Origin of the sequence: Mycolicibacterium sarraceniae, from assembly GCF_010731875.1 — a bacterium.
GTDB classification, from domain to species: Bacteria; Actinomycetota; Actinomycetes; order Mycobacteriales; family Mycobacteriaceae; genus Mycobacterium; species Mycobacterium sarraceniae.
Genome location: NZ_AP022595.1, coordinates 4,062,931 through 4,086,984, shown reverse-complemented (window position 1 = coordinate 4,086,984; position 24,054 = coordinate 4,062,931). Strand labels below are relative to the sequence as shown.

Here is a 24,054-nt window from a genome sequence, read left to right as displayed (position 1 = left end):
CGTCGGCCGATGTGGCTGATACCCAGTTCGGCGATGAGCTTCTCGGTCGGTCCGTTCGGCTCCAGCTTGGCCACCAGCTGCAACTCCAGGTCGTGCTCGGTACGCAGCTTGGCCACGGCGTGCAGCAGGTGCCCGATTCCCTTGAGAGGGCGATCCGCGCTCGAAATCGCGATGATGCGGCCGGGGGCGCGTGGTTGGTCGGAGGGCTTGAACAGATCGGTGTCCACGCCGAGTGGCACGACACGAAGCTGCTCTGGGCTCACGCCGAAATCGTCGGCGATATCGGTGGCCGACGACGAGGACACCGTCAACAGGTCCGGAATATTCTTGGCGACGCGCTTCTGCATCTGCGCAAATCCATACCATCTGTGCACCAACGGCTTTCGCCACCATTTGGCGGCGGCCAGATCGAGCACGCGGTCGCGAGTGATCGGGTGGTGCACGGTGGCCACGACGGGAAGGCCCATCTCGGCGATCCGCAGCAGGCCGGTGCCCAGGCACTGGTTGTCGTGCACGATGTCGAACTCGTCGAGGCGTGCGGCCAGCAACCGGGCTGCCCGCAGACTGAAGGTGCGAGGTTCAGGGAAGCCCGAGGTCCACATGGTGGCCAGCTCGAGCGCGTCGATCCGGTCGCGGATCTCGCTTGGCCGCGGCACCCGAAACGGGTCGGGTTCGCGGTAGAGGTCGAGGCTGGGGACCTCGGTCAGTCGAACCCGCGGATCGAGGATCTCCGGGTAGGGCTGGCCGGAGAAAACCTCGACGTCATGGCCCAGTTCCACCAACCCGCGACTCAGGTGCCGGACGTAGACGCCCTGCCCGCCACAGTGGGTCTTGCTGCGGTAGGACAGCAACGCAATCCGCATCTTCACACTCCTGCAACGTCCATGACCGATACGGCCGAGTCACTCGCGGGGCACGCATATGTCATCGTTTGACTCACATATCTCATCGTGAGTAAGGCCGGACACGATCAGCGAGCTGTCTGGACATGTGTCTGGACTATAATTCGCTTAGCTACATACTGCAACGTAAGTGCCCGACGCCCACCCTATGCCAGGACCGTTTCCTGGTGTTGTCCGCTCCCGGTGGGGAGCGGTTTCCAGCGGCGTCTGCCCTTGCCGCCACCCGGCCCCCGGTGTCACTGCGGCGCTCGGGTGCGGTGTCGATGAGGCTTTGCTGATCGATTGCGGTGCAACACTTTCCGAAGGCGCCGGGAGCGCAGAAGATGTGGTGATCCGCCACCACTTCGGCCATGTCCGTAGCTCGTTCGGCTTCGGTACGGCCGTCCAATATTGCTTCACAAGCTGACTCACCAGCCGGTAGAGAGCACCCGGTCGAGCATATCGGCGAAGTAATCGGCCGATTCGGCCGTGATGCACATCGGCGGCTTGACCTTCAGCACGTTCTGCCGGTCGCCGGTGGGCTGGACGATGACGCCCAGCTCACGCAGCCGCTCGCAGATCGCCGCGGTCTCCTCGACGGCGGGTTCCAGAGTCGCCCGATCACGGACCAGCTCGACGCCCATGTACAAGCCACTGCCGTGCACGGTGCCGATCAGCTCGTGGCGAGTCGCCAGCTCTTCGATGCGGGTCTTGAGGTGCTCGCCGACGGTCAGGGCGTTGTGCTGGAGCCCCTCGGACTCCACCACGTCGAGCACCGTCAGCCCGACCACGCAGGAGACCGGGCTGCCACCGGCCGAGGAGAAGAAGTACCCCTGGGTGCGGTACTTCTCGGCGATCTCTCGGGTGGTGATCACCGCACCGAGCGGCTGGCCGTTACCCATCGCTTTGGCGACGGTGACGACGTCGGGCACCACGTCCTGCTGCTGGAAGCTCCAGAACGACCGGCCGGTGCGGCCGTAGCCGACCTGCACCTCATCGGCGATAGCGAGCCCGCCGGCGGCGCGCACCGCCGCATAGACGGCCTGCAGATAGCCGTCGGGCAGGGCCATCCCGCCGGCATTGCCGTAGAACGGTTCACAGATAAAAGCGGCGGGTGGTTTTCCTTGTGCGGCAAGGCCTTCGATGACTGCGACGGCCTCGGGGGCGTAGCGCGCCGCATCCGCTCCGCGATGCTCGCCGCGGTAGGAGTTGGGCGAGGGCACCGTGTGCACCCAGCCCGGCCGGGTGGCCAGTGCGTTGGGATTGTCGGCCACCGATGTCGAGATGGCGTCGGTGGCGTACGTCCAGCCGTGGTACGCCTCGGCCACCGCCACCACGTCGTGGCGCCCGGTCGTGGCCATCGCCAGGCGCAGCGCCAGGTCTACGGCCTCGGAGCCGGAGTTGACCAGGAACACCGTGTCCAGCGGCTCGGGCAGGGTGGCGGCCAGACGCTCTGACAGCTCGACGACGGCGCCGTAGTTGAACCGGGAATTGGTGTTGAGCCGCCGCCACTGCCGGGCGACGGCATCGGCGAGCACCGGATGGCCGTGGCCGAGGATCGCGACGTTGTTGACCATGTCGAGGTAGCTGCGGGCGTCGTTGGACAGCATGTGCTCGCGCCAGCCGCGCTCGATGCGCGGTGGGTTGAGGTAGTAGTGCTCCTGGACGCTGGCGAAGGAGTCCGTCCGGCGGCGCCACAGCGCCTCGCCGTCGCCGTCCGACGGAGTCACTGGCGCCAGGCCGAGGAGCACACCGGGGTCGTCGACCAGGCTCAGCCAGCCCGCGGCATATTCAGCCCGGACGAAGTCGGGGACCGCCAGCTCTGGCTGCCTACGGCTCTGCAACCAGACATGGCCCTCGATGGTGCCCAGCGCGGTGCCTGCGCTGACACTCTGGCCCGGCTGCAACTGGCCGCTGACCTGCAGCGCACCGCGCAGCTCGAGTGAACCGGCGGTGCCGGTCAGGGTCAGCGAGTCAGCGGATACGGCATCCAGCGCTCCGCTCCACGGAGCCGTGATCGGCAGCGGTGAACCCGGCCAGAGATCCACACCGGTCCCGACGGTGGCCGCGGACTGCGGACTCAAGGGGACCGACCGAGTCAGCCGCGGCTGACCAAAGGTGGTCACTACCGCCGCGGCGCCATCGGCGAGTGCCTCGGCAACCAGGTCTTCTTCGCAGCCGGCGGTCAGCCACCGGCCGCAGTCCATCGCGTCGGATTCGGCGGATAGATCCAGGCGGGTCACCGAGCCAGGTTCCAGCCCGCCGATCAGTAAGCCTTCGACTGCCAGCGGATCTTTGGCGTGCCCCGCACCCAGCGCGGCGCGAATCTGGGCGGTCATCACCTCGCTGGGCACCTCGACAGCGCGTTCGAAGATCCGCCACTCCCACTCGACGGCGCTGGTCGCGTAGTCATTATCGGCATCGATCGTGGCCTGGTGGATACCGCTGACCACCAGCACGGCGGCGCGTAGAACGACCAGCGGCCACAGCGCGTCGATTTCGGCCGGGGCAAGCGGGCGCACGGCGTGGAACGCGGCGATCGCGCCCACGGTGGCCGCGGGTTCACCACCCGCGTGGCGCAACAGCGACGACACCGCGATCGCCAGTTCACCGACGGTCCAGGACCGGGTGAGATCGCCCAGGTCGATGATCCCGTCAGGGAAGCTGCCGCTATCCGGTGAACCGCATACCACGTTGTCATCGGTGAGGTCGCCGTGGATAACCTGGACTGGCAGGTCGTCGCTGAGGTCGGCGACCAGCTGCCAGGCCGCGGCGGCGGCTGCCTCGACGGTCTCCCGGCGTGCTGTATCGGTGATGTGGGGCGCCAGCACTTCGACCGTGCGCTGGGCATGGCGCAAGTCCCACTGCAGGACGCGATCGACGCCCGGGTGGTCGAAGCCGGCCAGAGCCCGGACCGTGCGCCCGGCCAGCGCGCCCAGCGCCGCCGATCGGGCGGGCGTGAGGTACCGCTCGCCGGTCATGGTGCCGCCGTCGAGATGAGCGATGATCCGGGGGTGCAGCACCGTGCCGTCGTCGCGCCGTAGCTCGGCGATCGCAGCGACGCCGGCCAGGTTGACATTCGTGGCGGTGCGGACATCGGGTTCGATCTGCCGGATATGAGCCGCCGCGGCGTCCTGAGCCTCGAGCTCAATGCGGGAAAACGCCGGGTTGGCGATCTTGAGCACCCCGATCGGATCGCCGTCGGGCGTGTTCAGCAGAAAGTTGGCGTCCTGCTGGCTGCCCAGCGGGGTGACGTGCGCGTCGAGCCCGAACTCGGTCTTGGCGATATCGCGAGCCTGTGCCGGAGTGACCGCCGGCACCGGAAGCTCCTCGGCTTGGAAGAAGTCGAACAGTGTCATGGCCAACTCACTGTACTGCCGGGCCCGAGCCGGTAGTCCGGCAACGGATCTGCCGATACGGTGGGCAGATGCGGGCGCTGATCATCGTCGACGTGCAGAACGACTTCTGCGAAGGGGGATCGCTGGCCGTCGCCGGGGCCGGCGCAGTGGTCCGCGCGATCAACGCGCTGCTGGCCGGGGACCACGGCTACGACCACGTCGTGGCGACCAAGGACTATCACGTGAACCCCGGAGCCCATTTCGCCGACCAACCCGACTTCGTCGACACGTGGCCGCGGCACTGTGTGGCCGGAACCACCGGTGCCGACTTCCATCCGGAACTCGACACCGGGCCCATCGAGGCGGTGTTCCACAAGGGGGCCCACACCGCCGCGTACAGCGGCTTCGAAGGGACCGCCGACCATACGCCGTTGACCGATTGGTTGCGCGCCCGTGGCGTCGATGACGTTGATATCGCCGGCATCGCCACCGACTACTGCGTGCGCCAGACCGCGGCCGACGCCGCACGGAACGGATTCAAAACCCGTGTCCTGGTGGATCTTACGGCCGGGGTCGCCCCCGCAACGACGTCAGAGGCGCTCGACGAGATGCGCGATCGCGGAGTCGAATTGGTTCACAGCGCGTGATGGCAGAACTACGCACCACTCTGCTCGACCTCGTCGATCGCTCCCCGCTGATGGCGGCTGAGCACGACCGTGCCGGCTGGGTGGGGCTGTTCGCCGCCGACGGTCAGGTCGAGGATCCGGTGGGTTCCCGGCCCCATGCCGGGCTGGAGAGCATTGGGCGGTTCTACGACACGTTCATCGCGCCGCGCCAAATTGTCTTCCATCATGAGGCCGATCTCGTCTCGGAGACAACGGTTATCCGCGACGTCGTCCTCGAAGTCGGGATGGGACCGTCGGTGACGATGCGCATTCCGGCGCTGTTGCGTTATGACCTGTGTGAGGTGAGGACGCAATGGCGGATTTCGCGTCTGCGGGCCTATTGGGAACTGCCGGCGATGGTCGCGCAGTTCGCCGGCAACGGGTTGGCGGCCGGTCCGCAGGCGCTGGATTTGAGTCGCGCACTGATCCGCAATCAGGGGCTGCGTGGGTCGCTGGGCTTCGCCTCGGGTTTTCGCGGCGCCCGATTCCGCGGCAAGCGCACCGTGCGCGCCTTCCTTGACGCGGTTTCAGCCGGCGACCAATTGCGAGCCTGGCGCTCACTGGGTCCCGGTGCATTGATCACCCGAGGCGAACGAAACCCGGTGAAGTTCAGCACATTCAGCGACGAAGTGGCAGGAACGTCCTGGACCAAGCTGATCGCCGCCGGCTCGTCGGTGACCGCCTCGCTGCGTGGTCCGCGGCCCGCAGTGCTGATCGCCGAACTGGGGGCTGGCGGCGGCGCGATCACCCGGCTGCAGTACTTCGCCGAATAGACGCACATAGACGGCCGCACCGCCCAGCACGATTCCTTTTGCGGTGTAGCCCGCGATATCCATGCCATCCTCGATGGGATGTCCCTGCCGGGTACGCAGCGCGGCGGCCTGGCGGATCGCCTATTCGACGAAGCGGGTGTGCTTGGAGGCCGAGGCCTCCCAGCCGACGATCGTGCCGGCGTGAGCATCGACGACGAACGTGACGTAGACGAACACCCCGGTCACCAACTTCACGTAGGTGAAGTCGGCAACGAGCAACACGTTGGCGCACTGACGCCGAACTGGCGGTCCACCAGATCCGGCGGGCGTACCGCGTCCGGATCGGCGATCGTGGTGCGGACCTTCTTGCACCGGCGAACACCTTGCCAGCCGTTTCGGCGCATCAGCCGCTCCACCGTGGACTTGGCTACCGGGATGCCCTCGCGCTGCAGGTGTGCCCACATCGTCAACGACCCGTAGAGCGACTCGGGCTTCTTTCTGCCGTCTTCGTCGGGTTCGTAGTAGCCGGCCAGGATCTCGGTGATCGTGGCGTCCCACAGGGCCCGTTTCGACGGCGCCCGCGTCACCCACGCGTAGAACGTTCGCGGGGCGATCGGCACCCCGCGCTCGCAGAGCACGCGGCAGATCGGAGCGACCCCGAAACGGTCCCTATGGGCGGCGATGAACTCGCAGACCTTAGCGGTCAGCGGCGGTCGCGCGGGTCGCTCTCCCGCACGAAGAAAGACGTTGCCACCTTGAGGATTTCGATGGTCTGCTCAAGCTCGGCGTTGCGGCGTTGCGGCGTTGCGGCGTTGCGGCGTTTCAAGGCCCGGATCTCCGCGGCGGGGCAGCTGCCCCACATCTACGTCAGAGGTTTGCGCAAGGTTTCCCAGTCGTGCTCGGTCTCGAGTTGGGCGATCAGGCGTTTGGTGCGCTCCTTGAGCAGCATTGTCATCGCGATACCGACACCGATCGCGACGAGCAGGGCGATCCAGGAGAACCGAGACAGCCATTTCTCGGCGGCCAGCCCGAGGTAGTAGACCACCGCGGTGGTGCCGCCGGCCCAGCACAGCGCGCCGGCTGCGTTGGCGGCCAGGAACTGCGGGTAACGCATGTGCAGCGCACCGGCCAGCGGGCCGGCCAGGATGCGCAGCAGCGCGATGAAACGTCCGAAGAAGACCGCCCACACACCCCACCGGGAGAACAGCTGTTTAGCCAGCGCCACATGGCCCGTGCCGAAGTGTTTCGGAAAGCGTTTGGCGAGCCGCTCGAACAGTCCCATCCCGAACTTGCGGCCGATCGTGTAGCCGATCGTGTCGCCGATGATGGCCCCCATGGTGGCTGAAGCTCCCACCCAGACGGGGTCGATGTCGAGGGTGTGCCGCGAGGCCAGTAGTGCCGCACTCACCAGCGCGATCTCGCCCGGCAGCGGGATACCGAGGCTTTCGATGCCGATGATCAGCCCGACGGCCAGGTAGACCGCCAGCGGCGGGATGGATTCCAGAATCGAGTCGACCGTCACCCGCCAAGGATGCCGTATGAACCGGTGCCACCGGCGCGAACCAGCGGCTTCGCGTGTCGGACTCAGGTGTCGCGCTTGCGCCGGTACAGCGTTCCGAGAGCTAATAGGATCAGGCTGGCCACCAGGATCGCCGTGGCGAGCACGTTGATCTGAGGTGGCACAGCGGCTTTCACCGCCGCGTTCACATATAGGGGATAGGTCACCGTCGAGCCGCTGACGAAATAGGTGATGATGAAATCGTCCAGCGACAGCGCGAACGACAACATCGCCGCAGCGACGATGCCCGGCACGATCAGCGGCAGGGTCACCTTGAAGAATGTCCGAGTGGGGCCGGAGCCCAGGTCCAGGGAGGCATCTTCGAGTGTCCAGTCGAAGCCGCGGATCCGTGCGCGCACGGTCATGGCGATGAAGCTGATTTCGAAGGCCACATGAGCGATCAGGATCGTGCCGTAACCGGTGGCCCAGCCCAGGTCGAGGAACAAGGTGAGCAGCGAGGCGCCCATGACGACCTCGGGTGAGGTCAGGGGCAGCACCAGGAAGGTATCGACCGCCTTGCTGCCGCGAAAGCGTTGGCGGACAAGGGCAATCGCGACAAGGGTGCCGAGCACGACAGCGATCAGCGTCGAGACCGCGGCGACGTTCAGGCTCAACTTCAACGCCTCGGTCAGGGCCGGGTACTTGAACGGGTCGGCCCAGTTGTCCAGCGTGAAGCCCTGCCACGTGTAGTTGAACTTGCCGGCCGGCTTGTTGAACGAGAAGACGATGATCACCAGGATCGGCAGGAACAGATAGAGCAGTACCAACCCGGCGATCACGCGTAGGGCGATGTCGCCGAGCTTGAAGGTGCCCCGAATGTTGCGGCCCGGCTTGGCCAGTCTGCCGTGGTCGATGGTCTGCGCGATGGCGGCCCCGGCCTCGGTCGTCATACGAGGTCCTCCGTGCCGAGCGCCTTCGTGTACAGCAGCACACCGACGAGGATCAGTGCCATCAGCACGAAGCTCAGCGCAGCGGCGACCGGGTAGTCCTTGACGACCAGGAACTGCTTCTGAATGACGTTGCCGATCATCCGAGTCTGCGTGCTCCCGAGGTAGTCGGCATTGATGAAGTCGCCCACAGACGGGATGAACACCAGCATGCTGCCGGCGAGCACGCCGGGCATCGCCAACGGCATGATCACCTTGCCGAACATCCTGCGGTTGGTGGCGTAGAGATCGCGGGAGGCCTCCAGCAGGCGTGCGTCGATCTTCTCCAGGCTGACGTACAGCGGCAGGATCATGAAGATGATCCAGTTGTACGTCAGGCCGCCGATCACCGCCCAACTGGTCGACAGCAGGCGTCCATCGGACGGCAGCAGCCCGATCGTGCCCAGGGTGTGGACCACCCAGCCGTCGTCAGCCAAGATCGTCTTCCACGCCAATGTGCGAATCAGGAACGTGACGAAAAACGGCAGGATCACCAGGCCCAGCAGCAGGTTCTTGAATCGTCCTGCCTTGAAAGCGAGCACGTACGCCAGGGGGAAAGCCAGTAGCGCGCACAACACAGTGGCGGTCAACGCATAGCCGAACGAACGCAGGATCTGCTCGCGGTACCCGGTCAGCGCCGCACCGTAATTGCCGAAGTTCCAGGCGAAGGTCAGCTTCGGCAGATAGATAGACCCGCCCATTTCCGATAGCGATGTCCGGAACAGCGACACGAACGGCACGACGTAGAAGACGCCGAGGTACGCGAGCGCGGGCAGGATCATCAGGTAGGGAGCGAGTTTGCTCCGCTGCCGGTTACTACTGGCTACTCCCGCCATCGCGTCAGCCGCCGGTGACTTCGGCGTATGCCTTGTTGAACTCCGCGGTCTGCTCGTCGGTCAGCGCAGCCCAGGCCTTCAGGTTGTCCAGGGTGGCCTTCGGCGGGTTGATCAGCGGGTTTGCAGCCAACTTCGGATCGATCTTGTTGAGCTCGTCGGTCATATCCGACAACACCGGCACGTACTGCGTGTGCGCGATGAGCTTGGCGTAGTTGGGCCGGTCGTAGACGTAGTTGATCCACGCCTCGGCAGCCTTCTGGTTCTGGGTGGTGTAGGGGATCACCATGGTGTCGACGAAGGTGGTGCCACCGGTGGTGGGCACCACGAACTTCAGATCCGGGTTGTCCTTCTGCAGCTGCACCACGTCGCCCGAATATGCTTGGGCGATAACGACATTCCCGGAGGCGAGGTCGTCGGCGTAGTCGTTGCCGGTGAACCGGCGGATCTGTCCGGCGTCTTTCTGCTGCTTGATCAGCCCGACTGCCTTGTTGACGGCGTCGCTGGTCGGATCCTCTACCGAGCCGCCCTGCGAGAGCATGATCATCCCTAGGCCGTCCTGGGTGTCGGCAAGCAGGCTGATCTTGCCCTTGAAGGCCGGATCCCACAGGTCGTCGATCTTGGTGATGTCACGGCCGGTGGCTGCCCGGTTGTAGGCCAGGCCCACCATTCCGGACATGTAGGGCGCGCTGAACTTGCGCCCCGGGTCGGCCTTGGCGTTGAGCAGATCGGGCCGCATGTTTTTCTTGTTGGTCCAACGGCTTTCGCTGATCCCGTTCAGCCATCCCAGCCCGTTGAGCCGAGCCGCCAGGAACTGGGTGGGCACCACCAGGTCGGCACCGATGTCCTGCTTACGCGACAACGGCTCCTTGTTCTTGGCGAACCACTCCTCGTTGTCGTTGAAGTCTTCTTTGTAGTCCACTGTCAGGCCGGTCGCGGTCTGGAATGCCGCCACGAAACCGTCGGCCATGTACAGCGGCCAGTTGGAGATGCGCAGTTTCCCGGTGGCGGGGGAGCCGTCGTCGGACGGGGTGGCGGGTCCGCTGGAACTGCTCGAAGTGTTCGACGACTTGCCACACGCGGCGAGGAACGACGGTCCCAGGACCAGCGCGGCCGCGGCAGCGGCACCGCCACCGATGAAGCGGCGTCGGGAGGACAGCGAAGCGATGATCCGAGGGTCGATCTCTGTGGCCATGTGCCGTAGTGCCTTTCGGTGGTGGAAGGTTCGGGGGACGAAGCGGGAGCCGGACTACGCGAATGGACTAGGAGTCGTCGAGCATCTCCTCGAGATCCTCGGTGGTCGGGATGTCGGCGGCAGGCAGGACCAGCGACGCCTCCGGGGCCCAGCACACGAACACGTCGTCACCGGGACGCAGCAAGGGCAGATCCTGCTCGGGTCCGATATGAGCCAGGATCGGGGAGTCGTCAGCAGCGGCCAGCGAGAGCCGCAGCACCGGTCCCTGGAACGTCAGGTCGACTACCTTCGCGGCGACGCTCGCCACATCTCCGGTGGGTTGTTCCATCGACACCCGCACCCGCTCGGGGCGCACCATCAACGTGGCCTGGCCGCCGGGCTCGATCGTGGTGTCGCCGGGCCGGGCCTTGAGCGTTGTGCCCAGCACCTCCACCTCGACGTAATCGCGGTTGGTGCGGCCGGTCTGTCGGCCGTGCCAGAGGTTGGCCTGGCCGATGAAGCCGGCCACGAACACCGTTGCGGGCCGATCGTAGATCTCGGTCGGGCTGCCGATCTGCTCGACGTTGCCCTGGTTCATCACCGCGATCCGGTCGCTCATCGTGAGCGCTTCTTCCTGATCGTGGGTCACGTAGACGAACGTGATGCCGACCTCACGCTGGATGCGCTTGAGCTCGAACTGCATGACGTGGCGCAGCTTGAGATCCAGCGCGCCGAGCGGTTCGTCGAGCAGCAGGGCGCTGGGGTAGTTGACCAGCGCGCGCGCCAGCGCGACGCGCTGCTGTTGGCCACCGGAGAGCTGGGCGGGCTTGCGCTGCGCGAAGTCGGTGAGGCGGACGATCTCGAGCATCTCGTCGACGCTCTTCGTTACTGTCGCCTTGTCCTTCTTCTGGCTGCGCGGCCCGTATGCCACGTTGTCCCAGACCGTCATATGCGGGAACAGGGCGTAGTGCTGGAACACCGTGTTGACGTTGCGTTTGTGTGGTGGCACCCGCGAAACGTCAACACCCGCGAGGCGAATCGCGCCTTCGGTCGGCTGTTCGAAGCCGGCGATCATGCGCAGAGTCGTGGTCTTCCCGCAGCCGGACGGGCCGAGCATCGAGAAGAATTCACCGGCACCGATCGAGAAGTCGGCGTCGTTGACGGCGACGTAGTCCTCGAAGCGTTTGACGACGTGGTCGATCTCAATGACCGGCGCGCCGGTGGTGCGCTTGGATCCGGTTTGCCCGGTGGTCTGCTGGGTGGCGGTGGCGCCGGTCTCGGTCAGGGCCCGTCTCCTTAAGTCCCGCGGACCGACCGGCACTGCGACCTGACGGCCCCGCCCCTAAACGATTGCGGATTTGCGTGCTCTTCGCAACCGATTCCGCAACGAAATATGAATTCTTCGATGGAATCGCTCGTCACGACCACGGTTGGCGCACGGCTTTCGATCCGACGGCACCACCTGACGGGGTGTCGACGGTCGGATCGTATCGCCGTTCAGGCCGTCGTGAGGCCCCGTGCGATAACCAACCTCTGGATTTGGTTGGTGCCTTCGAAGATTTGGGTGATCTTGGCTTCCCGCATGTAGCGCTCGACGCGGTAGTCGCGGGTATAGCCGACACCGCCGAGCACCTGCACGGCATCGGTCGTCACCTTCATCGCGGCGTCAGTGGCTACCAGCTTGGCGATGCTGGCCTGCTGCGAGTAGGGCCGGTCGGCATCGCGGCGCCGCGCGGCATCCAGATAGGTGGCCCGCGCGCTGGCCACCGCGGCGGCCATGTCGGCGAGCAGGAACCCTAGTCCCTGATGGTCGATGATCTTGCGGCCGAATGTCGTTCGGTCGTTCGCGTAGGCGCAGGCCTCATCGAGGGCGGCCTGTGCGATCCCGACGGCCACGGCCGCGATGCCCAACCGGCCCGAATCCAGCGCGCTGAACGCGATCTGCAGGCCTTGCCCCTCGGTGCCGATCCGGCGCTCGGCGTCGATCGCGGCGTTGTCGTAGAACGCCGATGTCGTCGGGACCGCGGCCAGCCCCATCTTCTCCTCGGGCTTGCCGAAACTCAGCCCAGGCTGGTCGGCCGGCACCAGGAAGCAGGAGATCCCTCGGGAGCCCTCGCCGGTGCGCGCGAACAGCTTGTAGAAGTGGGCGCGTCCGCCGTGGGTGATCCAGGCCTTCGAGCCGTTGATGACGTACCCGGTGTCGGTCCGCATGGCTGTGCACTGCAGGGCCGCGGCATCCGAACCCGCCTGCGGTTCGGACAGGCTGTAGGCCCCGATCTGCTCGCCTGAGAGCATGCCGGGCAGCCAACGTTCTTTCTGCTCGTCGGTGCCGAACGCGAGCAGCGGATTGCACGACAAGCTGTGCACACTGACCGCTACCGCCACTGCGGCCCAGCGGGCGGCGATCTCCTCGAGAACCTGGAGGTAGACCTCGAAGGGTTGGCCGCTGCCACCCCATTTCTCCGGCTGCGGCAGGCTCAGCAGCCCGGCGGCGCCGAGCTGGCCGAACACACCGTCCGGATACGTCTCCGTGCGTTCGTGCTCATCGACGAGCGGGGTCAGCACCTTGTCCGCGATATCGCGGGTCAGCGCGATCAGATCCGCGGCGTCCTGGTCGGGGAGGAGTCGGTCGACGGGCATGTGCGGAACCTCTCGATTGATACTACAAATAGTACTGAATTACATCTATCAGTACTATTTCACGCATGGCCACCCGCACCTCCCCGGCGTTCGGGACCCGGCGTCGCGGCGAGTTATTCGACGCCCTACTGGCCCTTTTTCTCGCCGAGGGCTTCGCACATCTGACCCTCGACGACATCGCCGCCCGGCTGCGCTGCTCGAAGGGAACGCTATACACACTGGCCGGCAGCAAAGAACAGCTGGTCCACGCCGTCACCGTGTATTTCTTTCGGCGGGCGACCGACGATGTGGAACACCGCGTCGCACAGGTACGGGGTGCCCGTGATCGGATCACCGCCTACCTCACCGCCGTCGGCACCGCTCTCGACGTCGCGTCCGATCAGTTCATGGCCGATCTCGACGCGTTCGCGCCGGGCCGGGCCGTCTACGAGCAGAACACCGCTATCGCAGGCCGCCGGGTTCGCGAATTGATCGTCGAAGGTGTTGTCGCCCAGGAATTTCGGGATGTGCATGCGGCGTTCGCCGCGGATCTGGCCGCGGCCATGATGGTGCGAATTCAGCAGGGGACTGTGCGGTCCGCCACCGGTCTGGACGACGCGGCGGCCTACCGCGAACTTGCCGCCATCCTGACTTCAGGCATCAACGCCTGACTGTCATGTGAGCCTGACTCACATGTGCGCGCCGCCGTCGATGCGGATCTCGGTGCCCGAGACGAAATAGGCGTCCGGGCTGCCCAGCATCGCGACCACGTTCGCGACCGCATCCGGCTTCGCGAACATCTCACCCTTGGGCAGCGGCAGCAGCGGCGCGACCCGGCCGAACAAGCCGTAGTCGACATCGGCGGGCAGGCCGGGGCCGACGCTCTGTTTTGACTCGCCGGAGCCGTCGGTCATCCCCGACGAGATCGAGCCGGGCTGCACCGAGTTGAACCGGATACCGTCCTTGGCGAACTCGGCCGCCAGCGCGTGCGTCATCGCTTGGACCCCGCCCTTCGATGCGGCGTACGCGGACATATAGGGGTGGGCGAAGCCGGCCGATGTCGAGCTGAAGTTCACCACTGCCGGCGCGTTTCCGGCGCGCAGAGCGGGAATTGACTCCCGTGTCACCAGGAATGTGCCGACGAGATTCACCCGCAGCACCTGCTCGAATGAGGCGAGTGTGGTGTCGAGGAAGTGATCCGACCGCAGAATGCCCGCGACATTCACCAGGGTGTCGAGGCCACCGAGGGCGGAAATCGCTTCACCGACACCGGCTTTCACCGACTCCTCTGCGCCGACGTCAATAACGACGGTGGTCAGCCGGTCGGCGGCGTCGCCGGCCTTGGCTGTGGTGTCCTTCAGGCCGGACTCGCTGATGTCGGCGGCAACCACTCGGCCACCCTCGCCGAGAATGCGCAGTACACAGGCCTGGCCTATACCAGATCCGCCGCCGGTGATCAGCACACGACGATCGGTGTAACGCTGCAAAATCGCCATGCGGGTCAGCTCCTGCGTCGGATCGGAGATAGCGGCCTCGATCATGGTGGGCCGCACTCGCCGGCACATGACGGTGATCCCGCTGACCGGGAGTCAGTACCGGTGACCGGCCAATGGTGCGATCCACTCATCGGTCGTGAGCGTCGTGCCCGGAATCCCAGCTGTCCCAATCGAGTCGACGCTGGCGAGGGGAAGGACGAGACACATCAGCTCAATTCGTCTCGAAGTCGCGCGGAGAAACACCGACACCACCGGTCACAGGTATCGATTGCCGAGATTCGCTACCGTGCGGGCGGTAAGTGCTCTAATCTTCGTTGGCGTCGTTGGAACACGTTCCAGTTTTGTACTGGTTGGTGCCAGGACGCTGGGGCTGTGACGACTGCGACGACGTTGGAGGTTGTGAAGACACCCATGGCGAATCGCGCAGCGGAACGTTGGTCACCGGGTATTTCGTTGAAGAGTGCTGCGGGTCCGATGCAGGCTATTGGCGGGTTGTTCGCGATGTCGGCGGATGCGGTGCGGTTTGTGTTTCGGAAGCCGTTTCAGTGGCGGGAGTTTTTGGAGCAGTCGTGGTTTGTGGCGCGGGTGTCGTTGGCGCCGACGTTGTTGGTGGCGATTCCGTTCACGGTGTTGGTGAGTTTCACGCTCAATATTCTGTTGCGGGAGTTGGGGGCTGCGGATCTGTCGGGGGCTGGTGCGGCGTTTGGCGCGGTGACGCAGGTCGGTCCGTTGGTGACGGTGTTGATTGTGGCTGGTGCTGGTGCCACGGCGATGTGTGCGGATTTGGGGTCGCGCACGATCCGTGAGGAGATCGACGCGATGGAGGTGCTGGGGATTAACCCGGTGCAGCGGTTGGTGACTCCCCGGGTGTTGGCGTCGGGTTTGGTGGCGCTGTTGCTGAATAGTTTGGTGGTGATCATCGGGATTTTGGGTGGTTACGTGTTCTCGGTGTTTGTTCAGGATGTGAATCCGGGTGCGTTCGCTGCGGGGATCACGTTGTTGACCGGGGTGCCGGAGGTGATCATCTCGTGTGTGAAGGCGGCGTTGTTTGGGTTGATCGCGGGTTTGGTGGCGTGTTATCGGGGGTTGACGATCTCTGGTGGTGGCGCCAAGGCGGTGGGGAACGCGGTCAATGAGACGGTGGTGTACGCGTTCATGGCGTTGTTCGTGGTGAACGTGGTCGTGACCGCTATTGGTATCCGGATGAGCGCGAGGTAGGACCGGTGGCGTCGCTACAGGGTGTGTATCCGCGGATCGCGCGGCAGGTCAGGCGTCCGTTGGGGACGTTTAGTCGTATTGGTGATCACACGATTTTTTATGGGCGTGCGATCGCTGGCACTCCGCACGCGACGGTGCATTTCCGGAAAGAGATCATCCGGTTGATCGCGGAGATCTCGATGGGTGCGGGCACGTTGGCGATGATCGGCGGCACCGTGGTGATCGTCGGGTTCTTGACGTTGGCTGCCGGTGGGACGCTGGCGGTGCAGGGTTATAGCTCATTGGGCAATATCGGTATCGAAGCGTTGACGGGCTTTTTGGCCGCGTTCATTAATGTGCGGATCAGTGCGCCGGTGGTGGCTGGGATCGGGTTGGCTGCGACTTTCGGTGCGGGTGTGACTGCGCAGTTGGGTGCGATGCGGATCAATGAGGAGATCGACGCGCTGGAGTCGATGGGTATTCCGCCGGTCGAATACCTTGTCAGTACTCGGATTGTGGCCGGGATGGTCGCGATCACCCCGCTGTACTCGATCGCGGTGATCTTGAGCTTTGTGGCCAGCCAGTTCACCACGGTGGTGTTGTTCGGCCAGTCCGGGGGTTTGTATGACCATTACTTCACCACGTTTTTGAATCCGATCGATCTGCTGTGGAGTTTCTTGCAGGCGGTGTTGATGGCCATCACGATCTTGTTGATCCACACCTACTTCGGCTACTTCGCCACCGGTGGACCCTCCGGTGTCGGGGTAGCAGTCGGTAACGCCGTGCGGACCTCCCTGATCGTGGTCGTCTCGGTCACCCTGTTGGTCTCCCTGGCCATCTACGGATCCAACGGCAACTTCAACCTGTCCGGATAGCCGAGGAGCCCGATGAAATCAGGTATCGCGCGCCCGCTCGCCGGATTGGCGACCGTGGTGGTCCTCGTGGCGATTGTCGCGTTGGCCGTTGGGCTGTTCCAGGACAGCTTCACCAAAACCGTTCCGGTGACTGTGATCTCGCAGCGGGCCGGTCTGGTGATGTACCCCGACGCCAAGGTCAAGCTCAACGGTGCCCCGGTCGGTAAGGTCGCCTCCATCGAACTGCTGCCCGACGGACGTGCCGCGCTACATCTGGCGCTGAACCCGGACCGGGTCAACGACATTCCGGCCAACGTGAGCGCCGACATCACCTCCTCCACGGTGTTCGGCTCCAAGTTCGTCGAGTTGAACCCGCCCCAGGACGCTTCGCCGAAGAACATCCAGGCCGGGCAGGTGATCGACGGAAAGCATGTCACCGTCGAGATCAACACTGTCTTCCAGCAGCTGGTTTCGGTGCTCTCGCAGATCGAACCCACCAAGCTCAATCAGACGCTCGGCGCGATCGCGAAGTCCTTGGACGGTCGCGGTGACAAGTTCGGTCAGACCCTGGTGGACCTCGACTCCGCGCTTGCCAAGCTCAACCCGAGTCTCGACACGCTCAACCATGAATTAGCGATCGCGCCAAAGGTGTTGGATGCCTACGGCGACGCATCCGATGATCTGGTGTCGACCGTCAAGAACGCGGTGAACATCAGCGACACCATCGTCGACCAGAACCAGAACCTGGACACCCTGTTGGTCAGCGCCATCGGCCTGGCCGATGTCGGCACCGAGGTGCTCAGCGTAAACAAGGACCCGCTGGCCACTGTTGTGCATCTGCTGGTGCCCACCACCGACCTGCTCAGCGAATACAGCCCAGCTCTGAATTGCGGTATCGGCGGTCTCGTTCCGCTGGCCACCGGCCCCGGCTTGCCGCTGCCAGGCGCGGTGCTGTTGCAGTCGTTCTTCCTCGGCCGTGAGCGCTACCGGTATCCGGCCAACCTGCCCAAGGTCGCCGCCACCGGTGGCCCGCAGTGCACCGACTTGCCGAAGGTGCCGTTCGAGACCAGCCCGCCGTTCGTGGTCTCCGACATCGGCGCCAACCCCGCCCAGTACGGCAACCAGGGCATCCTGCTGAACTCCGACGGACTCAAGCAGGCGCTGTTCGGTCCGTTGGATGGTCCGCCGCGCAACTCCGCACAGATCGGACAACCGGGATGACCGCGCTGTGGAAGACGCTCGTCAAGGTCGGCGTATTCGGCGTCGTGATGACCTTGCTGACCGTGGCGTTGTTTGCGATCTTCGGCCAATACCGGACGGGTTCGGATAACTCCTACTCGGCCGTCTTCGCTGACGCGTCGAGCCTGAAGTCCGGCGATTCGGTGCGGGTGGCCGGTGTTCGCGTCGGCACCGTCAAGGACGTTGCGCTGCAACCCGACAACAAGGTGATCGTCGATTTCGACGCTGACCGCAAGATGGTGCTGACCTCGGGAACCAAGGCGACCGTACGCTACCTCAACCTGGTCGGCGATCGGTACCTGGAGCTGGTCGACAGCCCGGGATCGGCGAAGATTCAGCCGCCGGGCAGCCAGATTCCGTTGGACCGCACCGAGCCGGCTCTGGATCTCGACCTGCTTCTCGGTGGGCTCAAACCCGTTGTGCAGGGCCTCAACCCGCAGGACGTCAACGCGCTGACCAACTCGCTGATCCAGATCCTTCAGGGTCAGGACGGCAACATCGAGTCGCTGTTCTCCAAGACGACTTCATTCACCACCGCGCTGGCCGACAACAGGCAGAACGTGCAGCAGGTGATCGACAACCTCAACACCGTGATCGCCACCATCAGCAAGGATGGCGACAAGTTCTCCGGGGCCGTCGACAAGCTCGAGAAGCTCGTGACGGGGCTCGCTGCTGACAAGGACCCCATCGGCCAGTCGATTACTGCGCTGGACAACGGCACGGCGTCGCTGACGGACCTGCTCACCCAGGCGCGCGCACCCCTGAACGGCTCCATCGACCAGCTCGGCCGGCTGGCGCCGCTGCTGGACCAAGACAAGGAATTGCTCGACATCTCGATCAAGAAGGCACCGGCCAACTACCGCAAGGTGGTACGGCTCGGGTCCTACGGCAGTTGGATCAACCAGTACCTATGCGGACTGTCGCTACGTGTCAGTGACCTGCAGGGCCGAACGGCCTACTTCCCCTGGGTCATCCAACACACTGGAAGGTGCGCGGAGCCCTAATGCTCAAATATCGTGGGTCCTCGCTGATCAAGGCAGGCTTTATCGGCCTGGCGTTGATCCTGCTCGTCATCATCATCGGGTTGCAGCCCGAGCGGCTGGTGTCGCTTGCCACCGCGATCCGGCATCAGGCGGTCTTCACCGAAGCCGGTGGCCTGCAGCCGGGTAACGACGTCAAGGTGTCCGGTGTCAAGGTCGGCACCGTCTCGGATGTGTCCTTGCAGCACGGCAAGGCGCTGGTGACCTTCATGGTCAAGGGCTCCGTGCGGCTGGGTGAAGACACCAGTGCCCATATCCGCACCGGAACACTGCTGGGACAACGGATTCTGACCCTCGAGCCCAGCGGTAAGGGGACGCTTCGGACGGCCGATGTCATTCCGGTGACGCGCACCGGGTCGCCGTATTCGCTGACCGAGTCATTGTCGGACTTCGCCGCCAACACCGCCGACACTGACACCGCCGCGGTCAACCAGTCACTGGAGACGTTGAGCGACACCCTGGATCGCATCACCCCGCAGCTGGGTCCGACGTTCGACGGGATCAGCAATTTGTCGCGGATGATCAACGAGCGCAACGACTCACTGACCAACCTGCTCAAGAGCGCGGCCAACGTCACCGGGATCCTCTCGCAGCGCAGCGCGCAGGTGAACACCCTGCTGCTCAATGCCAACGACCTGATCGGTGTCCTGCAGCAGCGGCGTTACGCCATCTCGAACCTCTTGGCCAGCACCTCGGCGCTGTCGAAAACACTGAGCGGGATCGTGGCCGATAACGAGAAAGAACTGGCGCCGGCGTTGGAGAAGCTCAACTCGGTGACTGCGATGTTGGAGAAGAACAATGACAACATCACCGCGGCCATGAAGGGTCTGGCCAAGTTCCAGCTGACCCAGGCCGAGGCGGTGAACAACGGCTTCTACTACAACGCATTCGTCGCGAACCTCAGCCCGGCACAGCTACTTCAGCCCTTCTTCGACTACGCGCTGGGCTTCCGGCGTGGTACCGACGCAGGGCAGCCGGCCGACAACGCCGGACCGCGTGCGGAAATCCCGTTCCCGTACAACGGAATACCGCAACCTAATGAGCGATGGGGGCAGCCATGAAGTCACGCAGCCGGCTGACGGTCGCCGTGGCCGTGGTACTGGCGTTGGTGGTCGTCGGTGCCGTCGGATGGTTCGTCCGGTACGCATTTTTTAAGCCCAACACCATCACCGCGTACTTCACCAGCGCCACCGCGATCTACCCAGGTGACGAGGTTCGGGTGGCTGGGGTGAAGGTCGGCAAGATCGAGTCGATCGACGCTCAGGGGACCAAGGCCAAACTCGTGCTGGCCGTCGATCGAGATGTGCCCATCCCGGCCAATGCCGAGGCCGTGATCGTCGCGCAGAACCTGGTGGGTGCCCGCTACGTTCAGCTGACGCCGCCCTATGAAGACAAGGGTCCCACCATGCACGACGGTGCGGTGATCGGCTTGGACCGCACCGCGATCCCGGTGGAATGGGATGAAATTAAGACTCAGTTGACTCGCCTGGCAACCGATCTCGGGCCCTCCACGCCCGGGGAGACCACGCCGGTCGGGCGCTTCATCGACACCGCGGCCACCGCCCTGGACGGTAACGGCGAGAAGCTGCGCGACACCATCGCGCAACTGTCCGCGGTGAGCAAGACCTTGGCCAACGGCAGCGGCAACATCGTCGACACGATCAAGAACCTGCAGGTTTTCGTGACGGCGTTGCGCGACAGCAACACCCAGATCGTGCAGTTTCAAGACCGCCTCGCATCACTGACCAGTGTGGTCGACGGCAGCCGGTCCGATATCGATGGAGCGCTGACCAACCTGTCCAGCGCCGTTGTCGACGTTCAGCGATTCATCGCCGGTAGTCGTAACCAGACCGCCGAGCAGTTTCAGCGCCTGTCCAGCGTGACCAAGAACCTCGCCGACAACAAACTGGTCGTGGAGAATCTCCTGCACGTGGCACCCAACGCAATCGGGAACGCGTACAACATCTATAACCCCGACTCAATGAGCGCACTGGGTGGGTTCGCGCTGGCGAACTTCTCCAACCCGATGCAGGTGGTGTGCTCGGCGATCGGCGCCGTGCAGAACGCGACCGCTGACGCGACCGGCAAGCTGTGCGCCCAGTACCTCGGGCCGGCCCTGCGGCTGCTCAACTTCAACTACCTGCCGTTCCCGTTCAACGCGTACCTGGGCAAATCGACCAGTCCGGACAAGCTGATCTACAGCTCGCCGGGGCTGGCGCCTGGTGGCGCCGGCGGGACTCCGCCCGGCTACGAGGTTCCACCTGCGGTGTCGGCATACACCGGCCACAACGGCGACGTGCCGGGACCCGCCGGGTGGGGTGGACCGCCGAATACGCACCAGGGTTCCTACGCCCCCAACGGATTACCCGCTGATCCGTCACCTGCGCTGTTCCCCGGTGCGCCGATCCCGCCGGGCGTGCCGGTCGGGCCGGCGGCTCCGGCGCCATCGAACCTGGAGGGCATCCTGCTTCCGGCCGAATCGGCACCTCCGGCGCCGGCTGAAGGGAATCCGCCATCATGATCCGTCGAGGTTCGGTGCAGCGTTTGGTGGTGACCGCGTCGTGTGTGGCGGTGACTGTGACCGGCTGCAGTTTCGGTGGTCTGAACTCACTGCCGCTACCCGGCGCGGTTGGACACGGTAAGGGCTCGAGCACCTATCACGTCGAAATCGCCAATGTGGGTCAGCTGGAATCGAACTCACCAGTCCTGGTCAGTGATGTTGTGGTCGGCAGTGTCGGCGAGATGACGGTGACCGACTGGCATGCCGACGTCGAGATCTCGGTGGAACCCGGTGTGGTGATTCCTGCCAACGCGGTGGCCTCGGTGGGGCAGACCAGCCTGCTGGGTTCGATGCACCTGGCCCTGAACCCGCCGCTGGGTCAGGCACCCAACGGAGTTCTGCAGCCCGGCGCCACCCTTGGCCTCAACCGCTCCTCGACCTATCCGTCGACCGAACAGACCCTCTCGGCGCTGTCGGTGGTCGTCAACGGTGGAGGACTGGGCCAGATCGGCGACATCATCCACGAGTTCAGCGCTGCCCTGGGCGGCCGGACGGACCAGATCCGCGACTTGCTCACCCGGCTCAACGATTTCGTCGGACTGCTGGCCGCCCAGCGCGACAGCATCAACGAGGCGGTGAACTCACTGAACCGGCTCGCCGGCACGTTCGCCGGGCAGCAGCAAGTCCTCACCGACGCGCTCAATCGGATCCCGCCCGCGCTCGACGTCTTGGTGAAGGAACGGCCCCGCATCACGACGGCGCTGGAGAAGTTCCGCGATTTCTCCAATTTGGCCACCGGCTTGGTCAATGACACCAAGACCGACCTGGTGCGCAATCTGCAAAACCTTGAGCCGACGCTGAAAGCCTTGGCGGACGTGGGGCCGAAGCTGGACACCGCGCTGGCCTACCTGCCGACATTCCCTTACACGCAGCAGGTGATCGACCGCGCGATTCGTGGTGACTACCTCAACCAATTCATCATCTTCGACTTCACCGTGCCGCGGCTGAAGAAGACCCTGATGCTCGGTACGCGCTGGGGTGACGAGAACGCCAAACTTGTTCCGGCGCCTGGAGATCCGTGGTACGCGACGTATACCTACGATCCGCTTCACGCCCCGTTCAGCCCGGCGCCGCCGCCCACACAGGTTGCCGATATAGACACCGGTATGCCACCCGAGCCCGGCCAACAGGCGTCTCTCACCGGCGCCACACAACCCGCACCCGTCCCGGCCACAGGTCCGCTGCCGGGTCCCGACGCTGGTCCGCTAGCCGGCCCGGCGACTGGCCCACTGCCCGGCCCGGCGACTGGCCCACTGCCCGGTCCGGCCCCGCAAACAGTGCCACAGGACGGGGGTAACTGATGCTGACTCGGTTTGTCCGAAACCAGCTGATCATCTTCACGATCGCGTCGGTGGTCGGTATCGGCGTCATGGTGGTGGCCTACCTGCAGGTGGGAACCTTGCTCGGTATCGGCAAGATGAACGTCACGCTCCAGCTGCCGAGAACCGGTGGGCTCTACCAGTTCTCGAACGTCACCTACCGCGGTGTTCAGCTGGGCAAGGTCACCGAGGTCCGGCCTACCCGCACCGGTGCTGAGGCCACGTTGTCGCTGGACACCAGCCCGAAGGTGCCCGCCGATCTCGAGGCGCGGGTGCTTAGCGTGTCGGCGGTCGGTGAGCAGTACGTGGATCTGGTGCCGCGCACCGATTCTGGACCGTATTTGCACGACGGCTCGGTGATCTCGGTGAAGGACGCCAGAATTCCGCAGGCGGTCGGCCCTATGCTCGATCAAACCAACATGCTGCTCAAGAGCATCCCCACCGACCGCCTGACCGATTTGCTGAGCAACGCCTACCAGGGTTTGAACGGTACGGGCGATGACCTCACCACGCTCAACGACTCCGCGTCGAAGCTTGCCGCCGATTTCAGCGGTGCCGCGGATCAGGCCCGTACCCTCGTCGAAGACAGCCGGCCGTTGCTGGATGGTCAGGTGGCCTCCTCCGATGCGATCCGCACCTGGGCACGTAGCCTGGCCGGGATCACAGATCAGCTCAATATCAATGACCCGCAGTGGCGCGGCATCCTGGCCAATGGCCCCGGTGCAGTCGATGAGGCTTCGGAGCTGCTGCGCCAGGTCAAACCAACATTGCCGGTGCTGCTCGCCAACCTCACGACGCTGGGGCAGGTGGGCGTGACGTACAACAAGAGCCTGGAGCAGTTGCTTGTTCTGCTGCCGCCCTATATCGGTTCGATCCAGGCGGTCGGCTCGCCGTTGAACAACCCGACCGGTATGACGCTGGGTGACTTCACGCTGACCATCAGCGACCCGCCGCCATGTACCGTCGGGTTCCTGCCGCCGTCGCAGTGGCGCTCGCCGGAGGACACGTCGGACGCGGATACCCCCGACGGGCTGTACTGCAAGCTGCCGCAGGACTCGCCGACCGCCGTCCGCGGTGCGCGCAACTACCCGTGTATGGCTCAGCCCGGTAAGCGGGCGCCGACCGTCGAAATCTGCGACAGCGACAGGCCATTCGAGCCGCTGGCCATGCGGCAGCATGCGACCGGTCCCAACCCGATCGACCCGAACCTGATTGCCCAGGGCATCCCGCCCGACGATCGCGCGACGTTCCAGGACCACATCTTCGGCCCGCTGCAGGGCACGCCGATGCCAACGGGACCGGTCCCGGCGCCGCCGGCTGGTCAGACGGCACCGCCTGGTGGATTCCGCGGACCGGTGGGTGCCCCCGATATCGCACCGGCCGATACCGGCGGTGGCCCGGGAGTCGCGCCGAGCGCGTTTACGCCGGGACCGTCCGGTGGTGGTCCGTCGGTTGCGATCGCGACGTACGACCCGTCGACGGGTCAGTACGCGACGCCGAACGGCAACGTATTCCGGCAGACCGATCTGGCACGCACCGGCGGAGACCAGTCGTGGAAGGACATGTTCCCGACGACATGACCGCACGTGAGGGGAGAGGCCCA

19 protein-coding genes and 2 pseudogenes are annotated in these 24,054 nt (G+C 64.8%); 11 read left to right on the top strand and 10 right to left on the bottom strand.

Annotation, left to right across the window (positions count from 1 at the left end; genetic code table 11):
- Positions 1-8: 8 nt before the first annotated feature.
- Positions 9-863: pseudogene (locus tag G6N13_RS20425) on the bottom strand (glycosyltransferase family 4 protein); the annotation flags it as partial.
- A gap of 446 nt (positions 864-1,309) precedes the next feature.
- A complete protein-coding gene (locus tag G6N13_RS20420; RefSeq protein ID WP_163699886.1) occupies positions 1,310-4,240 on the bottom strand; it encodes an aminotransferase in 2,931 nt (976 codons plus the stop codon).
- A 68-nt stretch (positions 4,241-4,308) separates the two neighbouring features.
- Here G6N13_RS20420 and G6N13_RS20415 point away from each other — a divergent pair, with 68 nt between their 5' ends.
- Positions 4,309-4,866: a nicotinamidase gene (locus tag G6N13_RS20415; RefSeq protein ID WP_163699883.1), complete on the top strand. Its 558-nt coding sequence runs from the start codon at positions 4,309-4,311 to the stop codon at positions 4,864-4,866.
- The gene (locus G6N13_RS20410; RefSeq protein WP_163699881.1) at positions 4,866-5,657 is read left to right on the top strand and encodes a ketosteroid isomerase family protein; all 792 of its coding nucleotides are present in this window, start codon (positions 4,866-4,868) and stop codon (positions 5,655-5,657) included. The genes G6N13_RS20415 and G6N13_RS20410 overlap by 1 nt, the downstream gene beginning before the upstream one ends.
- Positions 5,658-5,780: 123 nt before the next feature.
- Here G6N13_RS20410 and G6N13_RS20405 read toward each other — a convergent pair.
- The 7 genes and pseudogenes from G6N13_RS20405 to G6N13_RS20375 all read right to left on the bottom strand — a co-directional run.
- Positions 5,781-6,480, bottom strand: a pseudogene (locus G6N13_RS20405) (IS3 family transposase); the annotation flags it as partial.
- Between the two features lie 18 nt (positions 6,481-6,498).
- The gene (locus G6N13_RS20400) at positions 6,499-7,158 is read right to left on the bottom strand and encodes a DedA family protein (RefSeq protein WP_163699879.1); all 660 of its coding nucleotides are present in this window, start codon (positions 7,156-7,158) and stop codon (positions 6,499-6,501) included.
- A gap of 62 nt (positions 7,159-7,220) precedes the next feature.
- Complete coding sequence (locus tag G6N13_RS20395; protein WP_163699877.1) at positions 7,221-8,084, bottom strand: ABC transporter permease; 864 nt, start codon at positions 8,082-8,084, stop codon at positions 7,221-7,223.
- A complete protein-coding gene (locus tag G6N13_RS20390; protein WP_163699875.1) occupies positions 8,081-8,956 on the bottom strand; it encodes an ABC transporter permease in 876 nt (291 codons plus the stop codon). The genes G6N13_RS20395 and G6N13_RS20390 overlap by 4 nt, the downstream gene beginning before the upstream one ends.
- 4 nt (positions 8,957-8,960) lie before the next feature.
- Positions 8,961-10,148 (bottom strand): polyamine ABC transporter substrate-binding protein, encoded by a 1,188-nt coding sequence (locus G6N13_RS20385; RefSeq protein ID WP_163699873.1) that lies wholly within the window; start codon positions 10,146-10,148, stop codon positions 8,961-8,963.
- Positions 10,149-10,215: 67 nt separating this feature from the next.
- Entirely contained in the window at positions 10,216-11,244 is a 1,029-nt protein-coding gene (locus G6N13_RS20380) for an ABC transporter ATP-binding protein (protein WP_235678108.1), read from the bottom strand.
- 380 nt (positions 11,245-11,624) lie between these two features.
- Positions 11,625-12,767, bottom strand: a complete 1,143-nt coding sequence (locus G6N13_RS20375; protein WP_163699871.1) for an acyl-CoA dehydrogenase family protein — start codon at positions 12,765-12,767, stop codon at positions 11,625-11,627.
- 65 nt (positions 12,768-12,832) lie between these two features.
- On the opposite strand from G6N13_RS20375, the gene G6N13_RS20370 reads away from it, so the two are divergent.
- Positions 12,833-13,417 carry a TetR/AcrR family transcriptional regulator gene (locus tag G6N13_RS20370; protein ID WP_163699870.1) on the top strand — a complete coding sequence of 195 codons (585 nt, stop codon included), beginning with the start codon at positions 12,833-12,835 and terminating at the stop codon, positions 13,415-13,417.
- Between the two features lie 18 nt (positions 13,418-13,435).
- Here the strand turns inward: G6N13_RS20370 and G6N13_RS20365 are convergent, their stop codons facing one another.
- Positions 13,436-14,242, bottom strand: coding sequence for an SDR family NAD(P)-dependent oxidoreductase (locus G6N13_RS20365; protein ID WP_163702366.1), 807 nt, complete (start codon positions 14,240-14,242; stop codon positions 13,436-13,438).
- 411 nt (positions 14,243-14,653) lie between these two features.
- Here G6N13_RS20365 and G6N13_RS20360 point away from each other — a divergent pair, with 411 nt between their 5' ends.
- From G6N13_RS20360 to G6N13_RS20325, 8 genes are read left to right on the top strand one after another with little or no spacing between them, the layout of a single operon-like run.
- The gene (locus G6N13_RS20360; protein ID WP_163702364.1) at positions 14,654-15,460 is read left to right on the top strand and encodes an MlaE family ABC transporter permease; all 807 of its coding nucleotides are present in this window, start codon (positions 14,654-14,656) and stop codon (positions 15,458-15,460) included.
- 5 nt (positions 15,461-15,465) lie between these two features.
- A complete protein-coding gene (locus G6N13_RS20355) occupies positions 15,466-16,314 on the top strand; it encodes an MlaE family ABC transporter permease (RefSeq protein WP_163698282.1) in 849 nt (282 codons plus the stop codon).
- 12 nt (positions 16,315-16,326) lie between these two features.
- Entirely contained in the window at positions 16,327-17,514 is a 1,188-nt protein-coding gene (locus G6N13_RS20350; RefSeq protein ID WP_163699868.1) for an MCE family protein, read from the top strand.
- Positions 17,511-18,536, top strand: a complete 1,026-nt coding sequence (locus tag G6N13_RS20345; protein ID WP_163699866.1) for an MCE family protein — start codon at positions 17,511-17,513, stop codon at positions 18,534-18,536. The genes G6N13_RS20350 and G6N13_RS20345 overlap by 4 nt, the downstream gene beginning before the upstream one ends.
- On the top strand, positions 18,536-19,633 hold the full coding sequence (locus G6N13_RS20340; RefSeq protein WP_163699864.1) for an MCE family protein: 1,098 nt from the start codon (positions 18,536-18,538) through the stop codon (positions 19,631-19,633). The genes G6N13_RS20345 and G6N13_RS20340 overlap by 1 nt, the downstream gene beginning before the upstream one ends.
- Entirely contained in the window at positions 19,630-21,093 is a 1,464-nt protein-coding gene (locus G6N13_RS20335; RefSeq protein ID WP_235677844.1) for an MCE family protein, read from the top strand. The genes G6N13_RS20340 and G6N13_RS20335 overlap by 4 nt, the downstream gene beginning before the upstream one ends.
- Positions 21,090-22,433: an MCE family protein gene (locus G6N13_RS20330; protein WP_163699860.1), complete on the top strand. Its 1,344-nt coding sequence runs from the start codon at positions 21,090-21,092 to the stop codon at positions 22,431-22,433. The genes G6N13_RS20335 and G6N13_RS20330 overlap by 4 nt, the downstream gene beginning before the upstream one ends.
- Positions 22,433-24,031: an MCE family protein gene (locus G6N13_RS20325; protein WP_163699858.1), complete on the top strand. Its 1,599-nt coding sequence runs from the start codon at positions 22,433-22,435 to the stop codon at positions 24,029-24,031. The genes G6N13_RS20330 and G6N13_RS20325 overlap by 1 nt, the downstream gene beginning before the upstream one ends.
- Positions 24,032-24,054 lie beyond the last annotated feature (23 nt).